This is a genomic window from Ruegeria sp. AG7 (assembly GCF_056541545.1).
Genome location: NZ_JBQFYP010000027.1, coordinates 1 through 15,421, shown reverse-complemented (window position 1 = coordinate 15,421; position 15,421 = coordinate 1). Strand labels below are relative to the sequence as shown.

18 protein-coding genes and 1 pseudogene are annotated in these 15,421 nt (G+C 55.9%); 8 read left to right on the top strand and 11 right to left on the bottom strand.

Going from position 1 to position 15,421, the window contains the following annotated elements; genetic code table 11:
• The 3 genes from ACR0BF_RS19480 to ACR0BF_RS19470 all read right to left on the bottom strand — a co-directional run bounded on the left by ACR0BF_RS19480 (position 1) and on the right by ACR0BF_RS19470 (position 3,454).
• Positions 1-1,029, bottom strand: coding sequence for a carbohydrate ABC transporter permease (locus ACR0BF_RS19480; protein WP_480520775.1), 1,029 nt, complete (start codon positions 1,027-1,029; stop codon positions 1-3).
• A gap of 65 nt (positions 1,030-1,094) precedes the next feature.
• Positions 1,095-2,321, bottom strand: a complete 1,227-nt coding sequence (locus ACR0BF_RS19475; protein ID WP_480625600.1) for an ABC transporter substrate-binding protein — start codon at positions 2,319-2,321, stop codon at positions 1,095-1,097.
• An 83-nt stretch (positions 2,322-2,404) separates the two neighbouring features.
• Positions 2,405-3,454, bottom strand: coding sequence for an ABC transporter ATP-binding protein (locus ACR0BF_RS19470; RefSeq protein WP_480484721.1), 1,050 nt, complete (start codon positions 3,452-3,454; stop codon positions 2,405-2,407).
• A 160-nt stretch (positions 3,455-3,614) separates the two neighbouring features.
• On the opposite strand from ACR0BF_RS19470, the gene ACR0BF_RS19465 reads away from it, so the two are divergent.
• From ACR0BF_RS19465 to ACR0BF_RS19450, 4 genes are all read left to right on the top strand, one after another.
• Positions 3,615-4,616 carry a nuclear transport factor 2 family protein gene (locus ACR0BF_RS19465; RefSeq protein ID WP_480484722.1) on the top strand — a complete coding sequence of 334 codons (1,002 nt, stop codon included), beginning with the start codon at positions 3,615-3,617 and terminating at the stop codon, positions 4,614-4,616.
• A complete protein-coding gene (locus tag ACR0BF_RS19460; RefSeq protein WP_480484723.1) occupies positions 4,613-5,497 on the top strand; it encodes an amidohydrolase family protein in 885 nt (294 codons plus the stop codon). Before ACR0BF_RS19465 ends, ACR0BF_RS19460 begins: the two co-directional genes overlap by 4 nt.
• A gap of 399 nt (positions 5,498-5,896) precedes the next feature.
• A complete protein-coding gene (locus ACR0BF_RS19455; protein WP_480520767.1) occupies positions 5,897-6,538 on the top strand; it encodes a Crp/Fnr family transcriptional regulator in 642 nt (213 codons plus the stop codon).
• 65 nt (positions 6,539-6,603) lie between these two features.
• The gene (locus ACR0BF_RS19450; RefSeq protein WP_480520765.1) at positions 6,604-6,804 is read left to right on the top strand and encodes a YgaP family membrane protein; all 201 of its coding nucleotides are present in this window, start codon (positions 6,604-6,606) and stop codon (positions 6,802-6,804) included.
• Positions 6,805-7,056: 252 nt separating this feature from the next.
• Here ACR0BF_RS19450 and ACR0BF_RS19445 read toward each other — a convergent pair whose 3' ends face one another.
• A complete protein-coding gene (locus ACR0BF_RS19445) occupies positions 7,057-7,410 on the bottom strand; it encodes a hypothetical protein (protein ID WP_480607621.1) in 354 nt (117 codons plus the stop codon).
• On the opposite strand from ACR0BF_RS19445, the gene ACR0BF_RS19440 reads away from it, so the two are divergent.
• On the top strand, positions 7,342-7,803 hold the full coding sequence (locus tag ACR0BF_RS19440) for a hypothetical protein (RefSeq protein WP_480607624.1): 462 nt from the start codon (positions 7,342-7,344) through the stop codon (positions 7,801-7,803). The genes ACR0BF_RS19445 and ACR0BF_RS19440 overlap by 69 nt on opposite strands.
• A gap of 238 nt (positions 7,804-8,041) precedes the next feature.
• The gene (locus ACR0BF_RS19435; RefSeq protein ID WP_480555809.1) at positions 8,042-8,218 is read left to right on the top strand and encodes a MerR family transcriptional regulator; all 177 of its coding nucleotides are present in this window, start codon (positions 8,042-8,044) and stop codon (positions 8,216-8,218) included.
• Between the two features lie 218 nt (positions 8,219-8,436).
• Here ACR0BF_RS19435 and ACR0BF_RS19430 read toward each other — a convergent pair whose 3' ends face one another.
• From ACR0BF_RS19430 to ACR0BF_RS19405, 6 genes and pseudogenes are all read right to left on the bottom strand, one after another.
• Complete coding sequence (locus ACR0BF_RS19430) at positions 8,437-8,598, bottom strand: hypothetical protein (protein ID WP_480607594.1); 162 nt, start codon at positions 8,596-8,598, stop codon at positions 8,437-8,439.
• Positions 8,599-8,659: 61 nt separating this feature from the next.
• On the bottom strand, positions 8,660-9,220 hold the full coding sequence (locus tag ACR0BF_RS19425) for a DUF3833 domain-containing protein (RefSeq protein WP_480625599.1): 561 nt from the start codon (positions 9,218-9,220) through the stop codon (positions 8,660-8,662).
• Positions 9,217-10,443 (bottom strand): MFS transporter, encoded by a 1,227-nt coding sequence (locus ACR0BF_RS19420; RefSeq protein WP_480625598.1) that lies wholly within the window; start codon positions 10,441-10,443, stop codon positions 9,217-9,219. The genes ACR0BF_RS19425 and ACR0BF_RS19420 overlap by 4 nt, the downstream gene beginning before the upstream one ends.
• Positions 10,443-10,937: a hypothetical protein gene (locus ACR0BF_RS19415; RefSeq protein WP_480625597.1), complete on the bottom strand. Its 495-nt coding sequence runs from the start codon at positions 10,935-10,937 to the stop codon at positions 10,443-10,445. Before ACR0BF_RS19415 ends, ACR0BF_RS19420 begins: the two co-directional genes overlap by 1 nt.
• Positions 10,930-11,346, bottom strand: a pseudogene (locus tag ACR0BF_RS19410) (class I SAM-dependent methyltransferase); the annotation flags it as partial. The pseudogene ACR0BF_RS19410 and the gene ACR0BF_RS19415, both read right to left, overlap by 8 nt.
• 28 nt (positions 11,347-11,374) lie before the next feature.
• Positions 11,375-12,718, bottom strand: coding sequence for an NAD(P)/FAD-dependent oxidoreductase (locus ACR0BF_RS19405; RefSeq protein ID WP_480625596.1), 1,344 nt, complete (start codon positions 12,716-12,718; stop codon positions 11,375-11,377).
• 127 nt (positions 12,719-12,845) lie between these two features.
• Here ACR0BF_RS19405 and ACR0BF_RS19400 point away from each other — a divergent pair, with 127 nt between their 5' ends.
• Together ACR0BF_RS19400 and ACR0BF_RS19395 are read left to right on the top strand one after the other, a co-directional pair.
• Complete coding sequence (locus ACR0BF_RS19400; RefSeq protein WP_480520755.1) at positions 12,846-13,616, top strand: DUF1365 domain-containing protein; 771 nt, start codon at positions 12,846-12,848, stop codon at positions 13,614-13,616.
• Positions 13,613-14,338, top strand: a complete 726-nt coding sequence (locus ACR0BF_RS19395) for an SDR family NAD(P)-dependent oxidoreductase (protein WP_480555759.1) — start codon at positions 13,613-13,615, stop codon at positions 14,336-14,338. The genes ACR0BF_RS19400 and ACR0BF_RS19395 overlap by 4 nt, the downstream gene beginning before the upstream one ends.
• Before the next feature lie 243 nt (positions 14,339-14,581).
• Here ACR0BF_RS19395 and ACR0BF_RS19390 read toward each other — a convergent pair whose 3' ends face one another.
• Positions 14,582-15,292: a GntR family transcriptional regulator gene (locus ACR0BF_RS19390; protein ID WP_480477890.1), complete on the bottom strand. Its 711-nt coding sequence runs from the start codon at positions 15,290-15,292 to the stop codon at positions 14,582-14,584.
• Between the last annotated feature and the right edge of the window lie 129 nt (positions 15,293-15,421).

The window sequence follows — 15,421 nt, the reverse complement described above, 5'->3', positions numbered from 1 at the left end:
TTATCTCGCTCCTTTGAAATCGCGCCAGGTGCGGACAAGCACGGGCGACAGAAGAATGGCGACCCCGATTATCGTCATCACAGAGGTAGCGGCAGCGGAAGACAGTTGCCGAGTCTCGCCACCGAGATCGTAAAAGATGAAGGTGCTGAGTGATTGCGCATGCGCTTGTGCGCTGAAGCCGATGATAGGTTCAAACACCTTGAAGTTATCCATCAACTGGATCAGCGCAACAAATGTGACCAGAGGCATGAGGTGGGGAACAACCACAAATTTGACCTGTTGCCAGCGCGTAGCCCCGTCGATCTGGGCAGCCTCGATCTGGTCTTGGGGCAAGGTTTGCAGACCAGCATAGAACACGACAAAGGCAAAAGGAGCGGCGTGCCAAACACCATAGACCATCAGTGCCACCCACATCAGCCCTGTTGAGGCTTTTAGGCTGAAATTCGGATCTCCGGCCAGATATACGAGGGCGTTTCCGATCACCCCGCGACTGTCAATCATCCAAAACAGGATGAGCGAGCCGATCAGCGGGGTCACAATCATGGGCAGAAGAGAGAAAAAGATCATCAGACCCTTGAGTTGCCGGTGCAAGGAGTTGACCGCCAACGCAATCAACAGCCCCAATACAATTGTGAGCGGTGTCACGACAGCTACGAAGGTCAGCGTAAACGCCATTGCCCGATAAAAGGGCAAATTCCCGAGCTCCGAGAAAAACTCGCCCCAATTGTCACTCGAGGCCCAGATTTGACCAAACTCCTGTGTCGCCAGATGGCCTCGATTAAAGTAAATGTCCAATCCCACAAACCGGCCCAGAGGTTGCTCGGCGCGAAGGGCCGCAGTGGCCGCTTGATCAACAGTGGTCTCGGTTGTGCATCCGATAAGCGGGGTGCAGTTCTCAACCTCCAACAGAACGGCCGGGTGCGGGGCGAAAATCGATTGGGTCACCACCGAGACAATAGGCATGGCGATGAACAACAACATCGCAAGACCTGTGGGCAAGAAGAACCAAAGGAATGTCTTATGGCGCACGTTGCAATCCTCTCATCGGTGTGTTTGTGCGGACGCCGTTCAAGAACGCCCGCACAAGGCACATCTTATTGAAGGTAACCTTGCTCGATGGCGGCAGCCCGATAAGCAGCCTCGACATCGGCCAATGCCTGCTCGGCTGATTCCTTACCTTGCATGAAGTCCGCAAGTTCGTTGCCGAGCGCCGTGTGCATCAAGCCCATGTAAGGCAACATCGGATAGGGCAGTGTACCCATCTTGGCTGCCGCAAACACACCTTGGGCATCTTTACCAGGCTGGTAACCTTCGATAAGCCAGACTGCCAGAGGCGTGGTTTCATCATTCAGCATGTCCGGGCGGATGCCGTGCTTCATAGCAATGAACGTGGCCTCAGCTTCTGCATCCGGAATGTTTTTTCCGACAGTCCAACCGTCCCACCACAGGGTCGTCGCTGGTGTGGTGCCGCCGCCAACCGTCAGCGGAGCGCCAATCGCATGGCCATCGATCACCGCCTGTAGCACACCTTCGGTAGTGGTTTGCTGCGATGCGCGCGAGCCCCACATATTCATGATCGCAACGTTGCCAGCGCGGTATTCGGCATTGGTGGCATTAGAGTCATGCGTCAGGAAGTCGGGATTCATGTATTCCGACAAAGCCTTCATCATGTTCAGGGCGTTGACACCGGCCTCAGAATTCACGTTGGGTTCCGCCGTACCGGGTTTAAAATGGCTGCCGCCATAGCCAAGGAACATATTGTTGAATTCCTGCGCCAGGTTCCAACCCGATGCATAGGCTCCACCAACCGGGTTTTGCATGATGCCCTGCGCACGAATGGCCTCGGCCACCTCGAGCATTTCCTCATAGGTGGTCGGCACTTCGACGCCAGCCTGTTCCAGAACATCCTTGCGATACATCAGATGCTGCGCGTTCGCCATAAAGGCGACGGCCATGATGTTGTCGCCAATCTTGATCAGCTGCCCAGGCTGCAGGTCCTGGCCATATTTTTCCACCAGATCATTGAGCGGACGAATAACGTCTTCGTTCATCAGTGCCACAACCGAACTATTGGCGATGATTGCGGTTGTGTATTCCGACGGATTGCCTGACAGGCCAGCCACGTTGATGGTCTGGTGCTCGGATGTCAGGTTGGATTCTACCGGCGCTCCGGTGCATTCCTTTGCTCCGGCTGCGACGGCCTGGATGGCCGCAAATTCATTACCGACTATGTTGACACGTGCGCCGATTTCGCAGGCATATCCTGCGCTTGCGGCAAAGGCGGCTACCGAGCCGGCCAATGCAATATTCTTCAGAAACATCAATATTCCTCCCTAGATGGATGGGTGCATCTTCGAAGTCTGCACCCTGGTTACCCCGTCCCAACGGGTGTCGTTTGCGGTTCTCAGCCTTCCAGGCGAGCCCCAGTTTGCGCATCAAACAGATGGCAGTGGTCGGTATGGATATGAATCGAGACCTGATCGTCGATTTCGGCCCGATAGGTTTTGTCGGCCTTGACCGAGACCAGCGCACCACCGATCCGAACCGAGACCATGGTGCTGTCGCCCAACAGCTCTTGTGTATAGATCGGTGCATTGATCTCGCCGCCGCTTTCCACAACATTGGCGTCCTCGGCGCGAAACCCCAGCGTGATAGGACCGTCGGGCGCGTTCAACCCGTGTACCTCAGTGCTTTTGGCGCGAAACACGCCACCCTGAACCTCGCCATCGACAAGGTTCATTGCCGGGTTGCCGATAAAGCTGGCGACAAAGGTGTTGGCGGGGGTGTCATATATATCGACCGGAGTACCGACCTGTTGCACGACACCCTGTTTCATGATCACCACCCGATCAGCCAGTGTCATAGCCTCGATCTGGTCGTGGGTGACATAGATCGTGGTGACCGCCAATTCGTGGCTGAGGTTCTTGATCTGTGCGCGGGTGGAAACGCGCAGTTTTGCGTCAAGGTTGGATAGTGGCTCGTCCATAAGGAACACGTTCGGCTCGCGCACTATGGCACGAGCCAAGGCAACCCTCTGACGCTGACCACCAGACAATTCCGCTGGCTTGCGGTGCAGGAAGTCATCCAACTCAACCATGGCCGAAGCGCGCCGCACTTTTTCGTCATGGGTAGCAGGGTCAATACCGCGAACTTTCAGCGGGAAGCGAATGTTCTCATATACATTCATATTCGGATAGAGCGCGTATGACTGGAACACCATCGCAACATCGCGGTCTTTGGGCTCCATGTCATTTACTCGGGCACCATCGATCAGAATATCGCCCTCAGATGCGTCCTCGAGGCCAGCAATCATGCGCATTGTCGTGGTCTTTCCGCAACCTGACGGCCCAAGAAGTACCAGAAATTCCTTGTCGGCTATTGTCAGGTCAAAATTGTCAACTCCGACAAACGATCCCCAACGCTTTCCAACATTGCGAAGTTGAATTTCGGCCATTCTGTCCTCCCTGTTGCACTCGTAGTGCATACGCTTGCAAAACCATAGACAACAAAAGAAACATCTGGCAAGCTTTTTTTGCATGCGTGTGCAAAAGCCGACTTCATCTTCCTCGCAATTCGCCCCTTGGCAGCGACTAAAGAACTGAAAGAAAATAATAATGTCCTATGAAATCCAAAAATCGATCATCTTGGATTACTACACGGCGCTCAGCAGCGTAAAAGAATCGGATATCGCCAACACGTTGTCTGAGTTCTGCACAGAAGACTACCTGTGGCGCGGTTTCCACCCGTTTGATGAGCTTCGGGGCACCCATGACGTAGCACAGGCATTCTGGCGTCCCCTGAAGCAAAGTCTAAGGAAAATGCAGCGCCGGATGGACGTGTTCATGGCCGGAAAAAACGAGATGGACGGATTCACCTCGGTCTGGGTTGTTTCAATGGGGCATCTGATGGGCCTGTTCGACAATGCGTGGCTGGGCATCGCCCCCACGGGCAAGATGGCGTTTTTGCGCTATTGTGAGTTCAACAAGATCGAGAATGGCAAGATCGCCGAAACGGCGATGTATTTCGACATCCCGCATTTCATGATGCAGGTCGGGTTGCAGCCCTTCCCGCCTCAAACTGCAGCCCATCTGGTTCAACCCGGACCGATGACGCATGACGGGTTGATGTTCAGCCCGCAGCCTGCCGAAGAAGGCGAGAAAACTCTCGACACGATCAATGCCATGATTTCCGATCTCGGCCAATGGAACAGCGGCTTGAGCCTTGAGGAAGAATTGCGCCAGACATGGAGCGAAGACATGATTTGGTGGGGGCCCGCCGGGATCGGTGCGACCTATACGATTGAGCGTTATGCAAAGCAGCACTCAGGCCCGTTCCGCGCATCCTTAACGGACCGCTCGAAGACCAAGCACATTTGCCGCTTGGCTGAGGGTCACTATGGCGGCTTTTTCGGCTGGCCGAATTTCACGGCGCGGCCCACCGGCGGGTTCATGGGTATGCCCGCCACAGACAAGGCCGGTGAATTCCGTGTGATCGACATCTATCGTCGCGCGGGTGACAAGCTGGCCGAGAACTGGGTTTTCATTGACCTGCTGCACTTCTGGAAACAACAGGGTGTCGATATTTTGGGGCGCATGTCGAAAGTACCGCGAACATGACCGGCTGGATCGATGCCCATCACCACCTTTGGGACCTTGAAGCTGTAAACTACCCCTGGCTGATGGCGCGCGGGGTGGAAAGGTTCTTTGGCGACCCGACGCCGATTCAACGGAATTATCTACTGCGCGAGTTCCGGTCCGAAGCCGCGCCCTGCGGAGTCGGTGCCTCGATCCATATCCAGGTGGGAGCCAAAAACGGTCTGGACGAAGCCCGGTGGGTTCAAGCTGTCGCCGAAACCAATCCAGACTGGCCAATGGCGCAGGTTGTGTTCTGTGACCTGACCTCGGCTGACCTACACGCCCAGCTTGATACGTTTCAGGCTCTTCCAACTGTACGCGGTGTGCGCCAGATCGTCGGGCGCGCACCCGGAGAGGACGCGCAGACGGGAACCAATTTCCTGTTGGACGATCCGCGGTTTCTGGACGGACTGAAGGAGGCTGGACGGCGTGACCTCAGCTTTGATCTGCAGCTCATTCCTGATTTGATCGGAAAAACCACCCGAGTTCTCGCGCAAGCCTCGAATACACGAGTCGCTCTATGCCATGCCGGATCACCATATGACCGCACTCCGGCGGGCCTGAAAAGCTGGGCTCAAAGATTGCGCGCTCTGTCCGATCTGCCGCACGTCTCATGCAAGCTCTCAGGTCTGGGCATGTTCGATCACAACTGGGCGCCTGAGAGTATTCGCCCGATCGTGGAGATTTGCCTTGAACAATTCGGACCAAAGAGGGTCATGTTTGGCTCGAATTTCCCGGTCGACAAACTCTATGGCAATTACACATCGCTGGTACAGGCTTACCGTGATCTGGTTCCGGCTGAGGCCCAATCGGCTGTGTTCAGAGAAACCGCAGAACACTTCTATGATCTCGAGGTGCCCTGAGAATGATATTCATCCTTGAAACAATAAGGTTCTGTCGCAGATTTCTTTGAGAACTGCACAGACGGAGCTGGAGAGGCGATTGTCCCGCCAGTTGTTAGGCCGGTAATCGGCTCTCAGAAGTCATCTCGACTTCCGCCCATCTGACAGCGATGACTTTGACGTTCCGGCACTCAAACGCAACGGGGACAGTCGTTCCGGGGAACCCGTAGGAATGGGGAAGCCTTCCAAAAGATAATGGAGCTCGTTTCGGACCCATGAGGTGTTGGTATTCAAGGCTTGAATTGACAGAATCTTCAACATTGATCCTGTGCAGATGGGTTCGTCACAGATTAATTGGGTTTGCCCGCGAGGGTCCCAAGGCAAAAAACCCGGAAGAGAGCGTGATACGGAGGTAAAGCAGTGACCCAACAGAACTGGAGCCAGGCAATTCTCGACCGGCTCAAGTCCGAAGGAAGTCGTCTGGCCATACCAGACGGATACCAACTGTTTGCACCGGGCGCTTACGGTGAGGTGTTTTTGATCATTCGTTCGGGCATCGTCCGAGTGGAACAAACCAGCCCGTCAGGGCGGACCGTTGTTCTTTATCGGGTTGGCCCGTACGACAGTTGCGTTATGACGACCTCGTGCATGTTGTCGGACATCCCCTATTCAGGGTTCGGTTATGCCGAGGGGCCGGTGACGGCGCTGGCCATCGGGCGGGACAAGTTCAACACGTTGCTGGCCACAGATGCAGAATTTCGAGGTGCGGTCTTCATGGCGTTTTCACAACGCATTGTTGAACTGTCCGAGGTTATCGATGATCTTCTACTTAACCGGATGGACCTGAAATTGGCGCAGTGGCTTTTGGATCAAGGCGCACATTCGGGCGATATCCGCACCACGCACCAGCGCATTGCGGCCGAACTGGGCAGCGCACGCGAAGTCATGTCCCGTATCCTCAAGGATTTTGAACATCGGGGATGGGTCAGGCTTGAGCGAGGTGTGATTTATCTGCAGGATCGCCCAGCCCTGCACCACCATGCCAGAACGGGAGTTGTGTGACCTCGTCACATAACACGGTTTGGAAAACAGCGAATCTTGGACCAGATAATCAAGGAGATTCGACCATGCAATTCACGTCTAATGTTGGTTCTGTCGACCGGGTTCTGCGCCTGATCCTCGGTGGCGTGCTGATCCTTCTGGCACTGACCGGCACCATCGGCCCCTGGGGTTGGCTTGGAGCTGTGTTTGTGCTGACGGCCTTCATGAAATTCTGCCCGATTTATGCGCTTCTGGGTCTGTGCACCAACAAGCAAGCCAAGCCGTAACACGTCCTACCCTTGCCTCGCGCAACACTGGGATTCGTCTGGGTTCCGGCGTTGTGCGGCGGGCGCGGCGTTCCTCGGGGCATCCACTGTTGTCCATCCCCCAGCTGACAACCGGCACCAAATTCGAAAGGTGTCAGCATTCGGGCCAGCATGTCGCCTTCTACCCCTAGCACCAGACCGCTACGCAGTTGCACAACCCGGATGCCCATACCCACGATTGGCGCAGCGGCGCGCTCCCATGTGTCGCACACCTCATGGATGAAGACGGGGTGGTAGGTGTCGTCTTCGGTGAGGATCTCGTCTTGCCGCGGCCCATACCAGCCCACGGCGGAACCGGTGATTAGGCAAGATGGTTTTTGATCCAGCCTGCGGATCAGTGCGACGAAATCTTTCGTCATCACGACCCGAGACTGCAGGATGCGGGCGTTTCCGACGCGTCCAATGCGCGTTTGCCACCAGCTCACCTGCCAGATTGACGATGGCGTCAAAGCGCTCTGTGTTGTCAATTTGCTCGAGTGAGGTGATCAGGCGTACCGGATGGGGCAATGCGTCGGCCTTTTGCAGGTTGCGGGTCAGGACGGTGACGTGGTGGCCACCAGCAACCAGGGCCTCGACCAGACGTTGCCTGATGAAACCGGTGCCACCCGTGATCAGCAGATGTTGTCGGGGCGCGAGTTGCGTGACCAGAGAGGCCGCGTTGACGGCATTCAACCGCGTGCTGCGTGCGGCCGCCAGCAAATCGCGCGCGCTGAACAGCGCCACACCAAACGCGGCAAGGGTAGCCATGATGCTCCAACTGCCGTGATGGACAGCCATTCGCCGTCCAATTCGCCCTTCGTGCCGATGAAAACGATCTGGCTTCCAGGCGCTCGCACCGTCGAACAGATCGAAGGACTTGTGGAAGCTCTCTCGCACGGTGCGTTGCCGGAACCTGTCACGCAGCAGATCGAAGCCCTGATTGCACGTGAACCGGAAGACACGCCGGACAGGGCACGTTGAAAGAAACCCATTGCGGGCAGTGGGCGAACGCCTGATTTGTTTGCAACTGGCCTTTTTGCCTGAGCGCTACCATCTGGCAGTAGGGCATGCGGCGACCAATCTAATGGAAGTTGAGAGTCCTATTTATCCTATGCTGCACTGTCGTCGAAAGCCGATTGCTGAGAAGCTCTATAAAAGACGCTTGACCTGAAGTAGCTTCAGGACTGTAGGAGCCTGGGCGAAAGGGTCTGATAGTATAATGATTTCAGAAGTTGCCGGACTCACCGGGCTCAGCATCTCGACAATTCGCTTCCATGAGAAATCGGGGCTATGCCCTTCATCCAACGCGGCTCGGATGGCAAACGCAGGTTCAAGAAGACAGATGTCGATTGGTTGGAGTTATTGGCGTCACTTCGCTCGACAGGAGTGCCTTTGACGGAAATGCGATCTTTTGCAGAGCTCTACGCATCTGGCGACGGCAAGGTCCCTGAGCGCAAAGCTGTCCTGTTGGCGCATAGGCGGCGACTTGACGACCATCTCGCCATGGCTCTGCTTGATTCCGGGTGTCTGTCTCATCTCCACTCCTTGGTGGTTACGATGTGCCAGAAACCCTCTCTTATCAAATCAACCTAAACTGTCCCATTAGCGCTGACGTCAGACAATATAGATCACACCCCAGATGCCAAAGCCCCACCCCGGGGGTTGATCCGGCCAGAAGTCCATGGTGACAGGAAACTGTTCGGGCCGGTAGCCTGCGAATTCATCTGTCATCAACGGAGACGGCGCAAACACAACAGACGCCAGTGCAACTGTCATCGCAAGAATGGGTAGATTTTGTTCATCAGGACAGGTCCTTCTGTTCGGGTCCCATCCCGGTTCAGCGTCGTGCTTCGTGGTCCGGGCGCATGGTCGCGATCAGCTCGGCCACCTTGAAGCCGAATTTGCGCATCTCAGATTTGTTCATGATGACGCCGCTTTCGGTTAGGTAAAGCCAGTCGATTGCTGTCAGCGTGTGACCGCCAGCATCTTTCGGCAGAATGATCTTGTACTCCATCTTGATTGTTGACCCAGAAACGACTCCTCGTGCCTCGCCGACAATGTCGTCGGCGGTGGCGGTGAACGTGTTGCCGTCGCTGAGCTTCAGGAACCATTTGCGACTTTGCTTTTTGCCGTTTGAATAGGTGAACTCTTCGCTCAGCGTACCAGTGTCGCCGTCCCATTCACCGACCATTCTGGCAACGAAGCTGTTCGTCATCTTTCCGGTTGGGCCATAAATCAGACCTTCGGAGAGGATTTCACCGCTCAGGTGGGTTTTGAGCGAAAAGGCAGGGCTTGTATCGGCATAGTCTGACGGGGTTTGTGCGCGAAAACTGAGAAACATGGACTTTGCCGCCATGACCAGAGCGGCAAGAATGAGCAGGGCAGTAAGGAGTTTCATTGGGTTGGGTTCTCCGTAGGAAGCGCCAGGACAAGCGCCAAGGCGCCGAGTTTCAGGATGCAGGGAAGGACGGCATAAGAGATGTTCAATGTATTCAGGGCCTCAGTGCTGTTTGTCGCGCCGGGTCTAAAGCCACTGCTTTCCAGCACGGGCAGAACAGCGAAAGCGGCCACAGCAAGGCCAAGTTTGCCCGCAAAGGACCAGATGCCAAAAGCTAACGATGCCTTTAGACCCGCCCGGGTCAGCGCCACCGAAAACATAGCCGGAAGGATAACCATATCGGCCCCCAGGGCGGCGCCGGATGCCAGGCAGATCACGGCAAAGCCAACCTGACTGCCGGGTGCTAGGAACGCGGCCCCGACAAAGCCGAGGATTGCCAAGGGCATGGCGACCAACAGCGTGGCTTTCGAGCCCATTCTTTGGCTCAGACGGGCCCATAGCGGCACGCTGAAACCTGCGCTGAGAAAGAACAGGATCAACAAGGGGCCGGCTTTGCCCGGCAGTTGTAAGCGGTCTTCCACGAAAAAAAGAAACAATGTCGAGGTAATGGCAACAGGTAGGCTGTTGACCAGTGCCAACACGAGAAGTCTCAGAGCGCCAGTTTGGCGGAGCGCACCAAGGGACATACGGTCACCTTCGATGGGTTCGCGACGCCAGATCGGCAGGGTGATCACGGCAACGACAAGGGCCAGCGCTCCAAGAAACAGGCCAAACGCTTCGTATCCCTGACCGGTGGCCCCAAAGGTGACAAGGAAAGCCGGTGCAATGGCGGCAATCACCACGCCAGCCAGCATGCCACCCTCACGAAACGCCGCCAGCGTCATCAGAGAGCGTGGCGTCGGTGTGGCTGCCAGAGTGGCGCTGCGTCCATAGAGCAGGATCATGCCAAGACTGTAGGCCGAGAAGAGCAGAACAAGGATTGCCACCAGACTTGGAATCGCGTTTGGCCCCGGTTGAGCGGTGAATAGCAATGGAAAGCCGATGGCCAGCCCAAGCGCCGCGGCGCTGGCAAACAGGATTTGTGCCCGTGGCCAGCGGTCGATTGCCCAGCCAATCAGTGGGTCCTGAACAAGATCGACCAGCCGGATGACCAACAGGATCGTGCCAATTGCCCCCAGCCCGATGCCAAGCTCAACCGAAGCAAACCGCGGCAAGTGGATGTAAAGCGGAATGCCAGCCGCGGCCAGCATCAGCGCATAGAGGCTGACACGCGGGTAAAGCATCACTCGCCCTTCAGTTTCCGGGTGAAGGATTCCGAACGTGTGTTTTCGCCAAGAAAGATCGACATGAACCTGTTCTTGATCCTAGGATGGCTTAGCGTGCAAACCCGTTTTCCATTGTGCCAGAACCCGATTTGGTTTGGCCCCTTGGAGATGGCGACATAGCGGTCACCCTTGCGTACATCGTTGAAACACATTTCCAACTGGCCGCGCACTGGCAGGGTGGCCCCGGTACGGCTCAGTTCGCGCATGGTGGCTTCGACCAGATCAAGTTCTGTCAGGTTGCGGAGGTATTTCAGCTCGAGCCCGAAATCCTTGCTCCAGTCCAGAGGTGCTCCGGACTTGGTGAAGAGCTGAGCTTCGTAGAGCGGGAAGCCTATATAACGAAAAGTTGCCGTGCCGCGCGTTTCGGCATCGGGCAGCACAGATTTGATTGCGGACGCCTGCGTACCCGTTGGCGAGGCGAGCAAGGCAAAAGCAAAGACAAAACTACGCATGGGCCATCTCCACTTGAACGACATTGGTATGCCCCACGGCAAAGGACGCGGCACAGATCTCGAGATAGTACTGCCAGTTGCAGAAGAAGCTCTCGCCATATCCCAATTCCTAAACGCGACGCTTTTGCGCGGTAAGGTTATTGGCCCAGTTCCGACAGGTTCGGGCATAATCCTGCCCGAAAGCAAAGCTGTCGCAAGCTGCGAATCCAGCGTTACTGGCTTGGGCCTCGATAACACGGTCCGACAGCAGCATGCCGCCAGGGAAAACGTATTGGCGGATGTAATCGGACGAGGACTTGTATGTGTCAAAAAAGCTGTCTTTGACGGTGATCGCTTGCAACAACACGCGCCCACCCTCGGCCAAGCTGCGCTTGAGCATGGCAAAGTAGCTGGGCCAGTAGCGCTCGCCCTCGGGGGTGCGCAGGATCAGCTGCCCGTCATGCAGTCGCTCGCAGGTCGATAGAAAATTCGATTTCAGAGCCTTGTTGATTAAGCGCATTTTCCATTCCTGTGATTAGGTGACGTTCATTCAGGGCGCGCACGACGCGCATTGCACTGGCGATACCGTCCTCGTGAAACCCGTGCCGGTTCCATGCTCCGGCAAACCATGTCCGGTTGCGTCCCTGCATTTCCCGAATGTCGCGCTGTGCCTTGAGCGCTGCCTTGTCAAACATCGGGTGGGCGAAGTTCGCTACGTCATAAACTTTGTCCTGAGGGATCTCGGTCGACGGGTTCAGGGTGACGAACAGGGGATCGGATTCAGGGATATTCTGCAGCCTGTTCATCCAATAAGTGAGGCCGATGTCGCCATCCTGCGACCGGTACGCCCAGCTTGACCAGCAGGCGCGCCGCCGGGGCATCTGATTTTCATCACAATGCAGAACAGCCGTATTGGGTTGATAGCGGATGTTGCCAAGAGCGGCGGCTTCGGCGTGTGTCGCGTCTTGCCCCAAGATTTGGAGGGCCTGGTCCGAATGGCAAGCCATGATGATCTCGTCAAAAGAAGCTGATGGGCCCTTGTCAGCAAAGATGCGCACTTCATGCGCGTCGCGCTGGACATGCCGAACCGGTGCATCGGTGCGAATGACACAGCCGCGAGCCAGAAGCGCGGATTCCAACCGGCGGACATATTCGATGCTGCCACCTTTCACCGTCCACCACTGATGTTCGCCAGAGCCGGCTAAAAGTGCGTGGTTGCGGAAGAATTGTACCAGCGATTTCGCCGGGAATTGGTCTATATCTTCAACCGGGGTTGACCAGATCGCTCCGCACATCGGCATCAGGTAGTTGTTGCGGAACCAATCGCCGAGGCCCAGCTCCTCGACCAGTTCACCAATGGTCTTGTTGTCATCCGTAGCGGCAGCCTCAGCACGCTTTCCAAAGCGAATGATGTCCGCAATCATCTTATAAAACTGCGGTCTCAGCAGGTTGCGTTTTTGCGCAGTGATCGATCCCACGTTGTTCAGACCGTATTCCAGCCAGCCATCATTGATGCTGGCGCCGAAACTCATCACGCTCTTGATCACCGGAACGTCGAGATCACGGAACAGCCGCGTCAGGTAGGGATAGGTTACGTAGTTGAACACGATGAAACCGGTGTCGACCGGTTGGTCGCCGTTCTTGCCCGCCATCACGGTTCGGGCATGCCCGCCTAGACGCGGGGCTGCTTCAAACAGGGTGACGTCATGGTAGGGCGCCAGATAATAGGCGGACGAGAGGCCCGATATACCACCGCCGACAATTGCGATTTTCTTTCTTGGGCCGTGAATCTGATCGAACATGCCGTCCTCATCTTTACAACGTTATGAGGCTGTTACGCGGCGCCGGTCAAATTGGATCAGAAAAGCACGAGAATAGTTTTCAACGCGTTCTGATCCATGAGCCGCGCGGCCGCGTATAGAACACATGATGCTGGAACATATTCAGGCCCAAACCCTGCATGCCCGACGCGGAAAGCTGAAGAACACCTTCAGCTACGGTGTCGATTTTGTGTTGACCGATCTTGGTGTTAAGGCGCCTTGGCTGTTGTCGCGAAACCGGTTCAATCTATGGTCGCTGTGGGATCGTCAGCATGGCGGAACACGGGGTGACGGGCGCGGGTTGGCGTGGTTCAAGCAGGTTCTGCAAGAGCGTGGGTTTCGAACCAAGGACGCACAACTTTTGCTTCTGACCCAGCCAAGCTTCCTTTGGTTTCATTTCAACCCGGTCAGCTTTTGGATTGCGCTGGTTGATGGCACCCCGAGGGCCTTTGTTGCCGAGGTTAACAGCACCTTCGGCCAGCGACATTGCTATTTTTGCGCACACGAAGGATTTCGCCCGATCGCACGTAGTGACACTCTGGTTGCCGAGAAACTCATGCACGTGTCTCCGTTTCAGAGAATTGCTGGTCACTACCGGTTCAATTTCGGCTTCAGTGACACACGGATCGACATTCGCATTTCCTTTGAAAATGAAGACCAGGGCGTTCTGGCTACGCTATCCGGAGAGCGGCGTGCGGCAACAAACAGGTCGCTCCTTTGGGCCGCCGTCCGCCGACCCTTGGGTGCGGTGCGGGTTTTGGCGCTGATCCATTGGCAGGCGGCGATCCTGTATCTGAAACGCGCGCCGTTTCTTCGGAAACGCCCTGCGCCCGCGGCTCTTATAAGCGAAAGCCAGCCGTTAGGTGACGTCGGCAAATGACCGATTTCCTAAACAAGACATATTGGCTCATCGGAGCTAGCGAAGGATTGGGGCGAGCCCTGGCGAAGCGACTGGACGCAGAAGGTGCGCACCTGATCTTGTCGGCGCGTAATCGCGAGCGACTGAATACCCTGAATGCCGAGTTGACCAGTGCAACCGTGCTTGCGCTGGACGTGACCGATGGCGACTCCGTGCGTCGCGCGGCGCAGGCGGCGGGTGATGTGGACGGTGTGATTTATAATGTCGGCGCCTACGAACCCATGGGCACAACAGAGTGGGACAGCGAAACCGCGTTGACCATGGTGGATGTCAATTTCACCGGGGCGATGCGTGTCCTGGGCGAAGTGGTGCCAAGGATGGTTGCGCAGGATCGGGGCGACATTACCCTGATCGGATCGCTGGCGGGGTATCGCGGTCTTCCCGCCGCGATCGGATATGGCGCCAGCAAGGCTGCATTGATCAGCCTAGCCGAAACCATGCGTTTTGATCTTAGAGACAGCGGAGTATTTGTGCGTCTGATCAATCCCGGTTTCATCAAGACCCGCCTGACCCTGAAAAACAAATTCCGTATGCCCATGTTGATGACGCCCGAAGATGCCGCGACCCGTGTGTTGAAGGCCATGACAAGGCGCCGTTTCCGCACGGATTTCCCGGCGCCGTTTTCCTGGGTGATCCGCGCGCTCGCAATTCTGCCGGACTGGCTGGTTTATCGAGGGAAGTAACGCCGTTTCCAACTTGTTCCGAAACGATGGGGCTGCCGAGTTTTCAGCAGCCCCAGATTGTTGGCGGTGCCCTGCCATGACGAACAGGTTATTGTCCTTAGTGACGGGCTGGTCGCGTGCCGGGAAGCGACCGTATTGCACGGATCGCTCGGATTCCTTCGGCGGCACGTTTTCAGAAAGGCCCGGCCAGAATGCCCTTTTAGTTCAACGATCCTGTTCGGACGGAGTTTGCGACAGAACCAATTACATGCGTCCGGTGAGTATCTTAGCCAGATCAGGTTCAACCTTTTGGGTTTTTTCCAGATCCAGGCTGTTTTTAACGTGAAGAAGGTGGTGTTGGATGCTGTCTACCGCAGATTGCGGGTCACCACTCGCGATCGCATTGATGATCGACGCGTGCTCATCATCGGGGCAAGATGAGTCCTTGTTGGTTCCAAACAGCGCCACGATCAGAGAAGACCGGGTCACCAGTTCCCTGACGACGCGAGTGAGAACTGCGTTGTTGTGGCATTTAGCTAACTCGACATGAAATTCACCAGAGAGCCTGATAATTTCTGTTTGGTCGTTCCTTGCCCTAGCCTCATCTTCCTTTTTGATATGAAGCCGCAACGCTTTGACCCCCGCGTTGCTAATTTCTCGCGTCAAATCCCGAACGATACCGGTTTCGATCATCAAGCGGGCCTCAAACACGTCTCGGGCTTCTTCGGGGCTTGGGCAAGCAATGAATGCACCGCGGTTGGAATGAAGTTCAACAATGCCTTGGCTACTTAACAACAACAATGCGCGGCGGACGCGCATGCGACCAACGCCAAAGGTCTCACATAAGGTTTGTTCACTCAATTTGGTTCGTGGAGCCAGCTTTTGTTCCATTACGGCGGAATAAATTCGATCAACGATCAATTGCTCATCCGGATCAGATTGGACGGTGTCGAGTATTTGTTGTGCGTCTGTCATCTGGTTTCAATTCGACTGGACCGCGTTGCACGAATAGCGCTTGGGCCGCATTTGCCCCTTTCCCCGGTTCGTTATGCGACACGTTCATAGGTCGCACGACCTAGACGGGTCATGCGGTTGAGGGCTTTG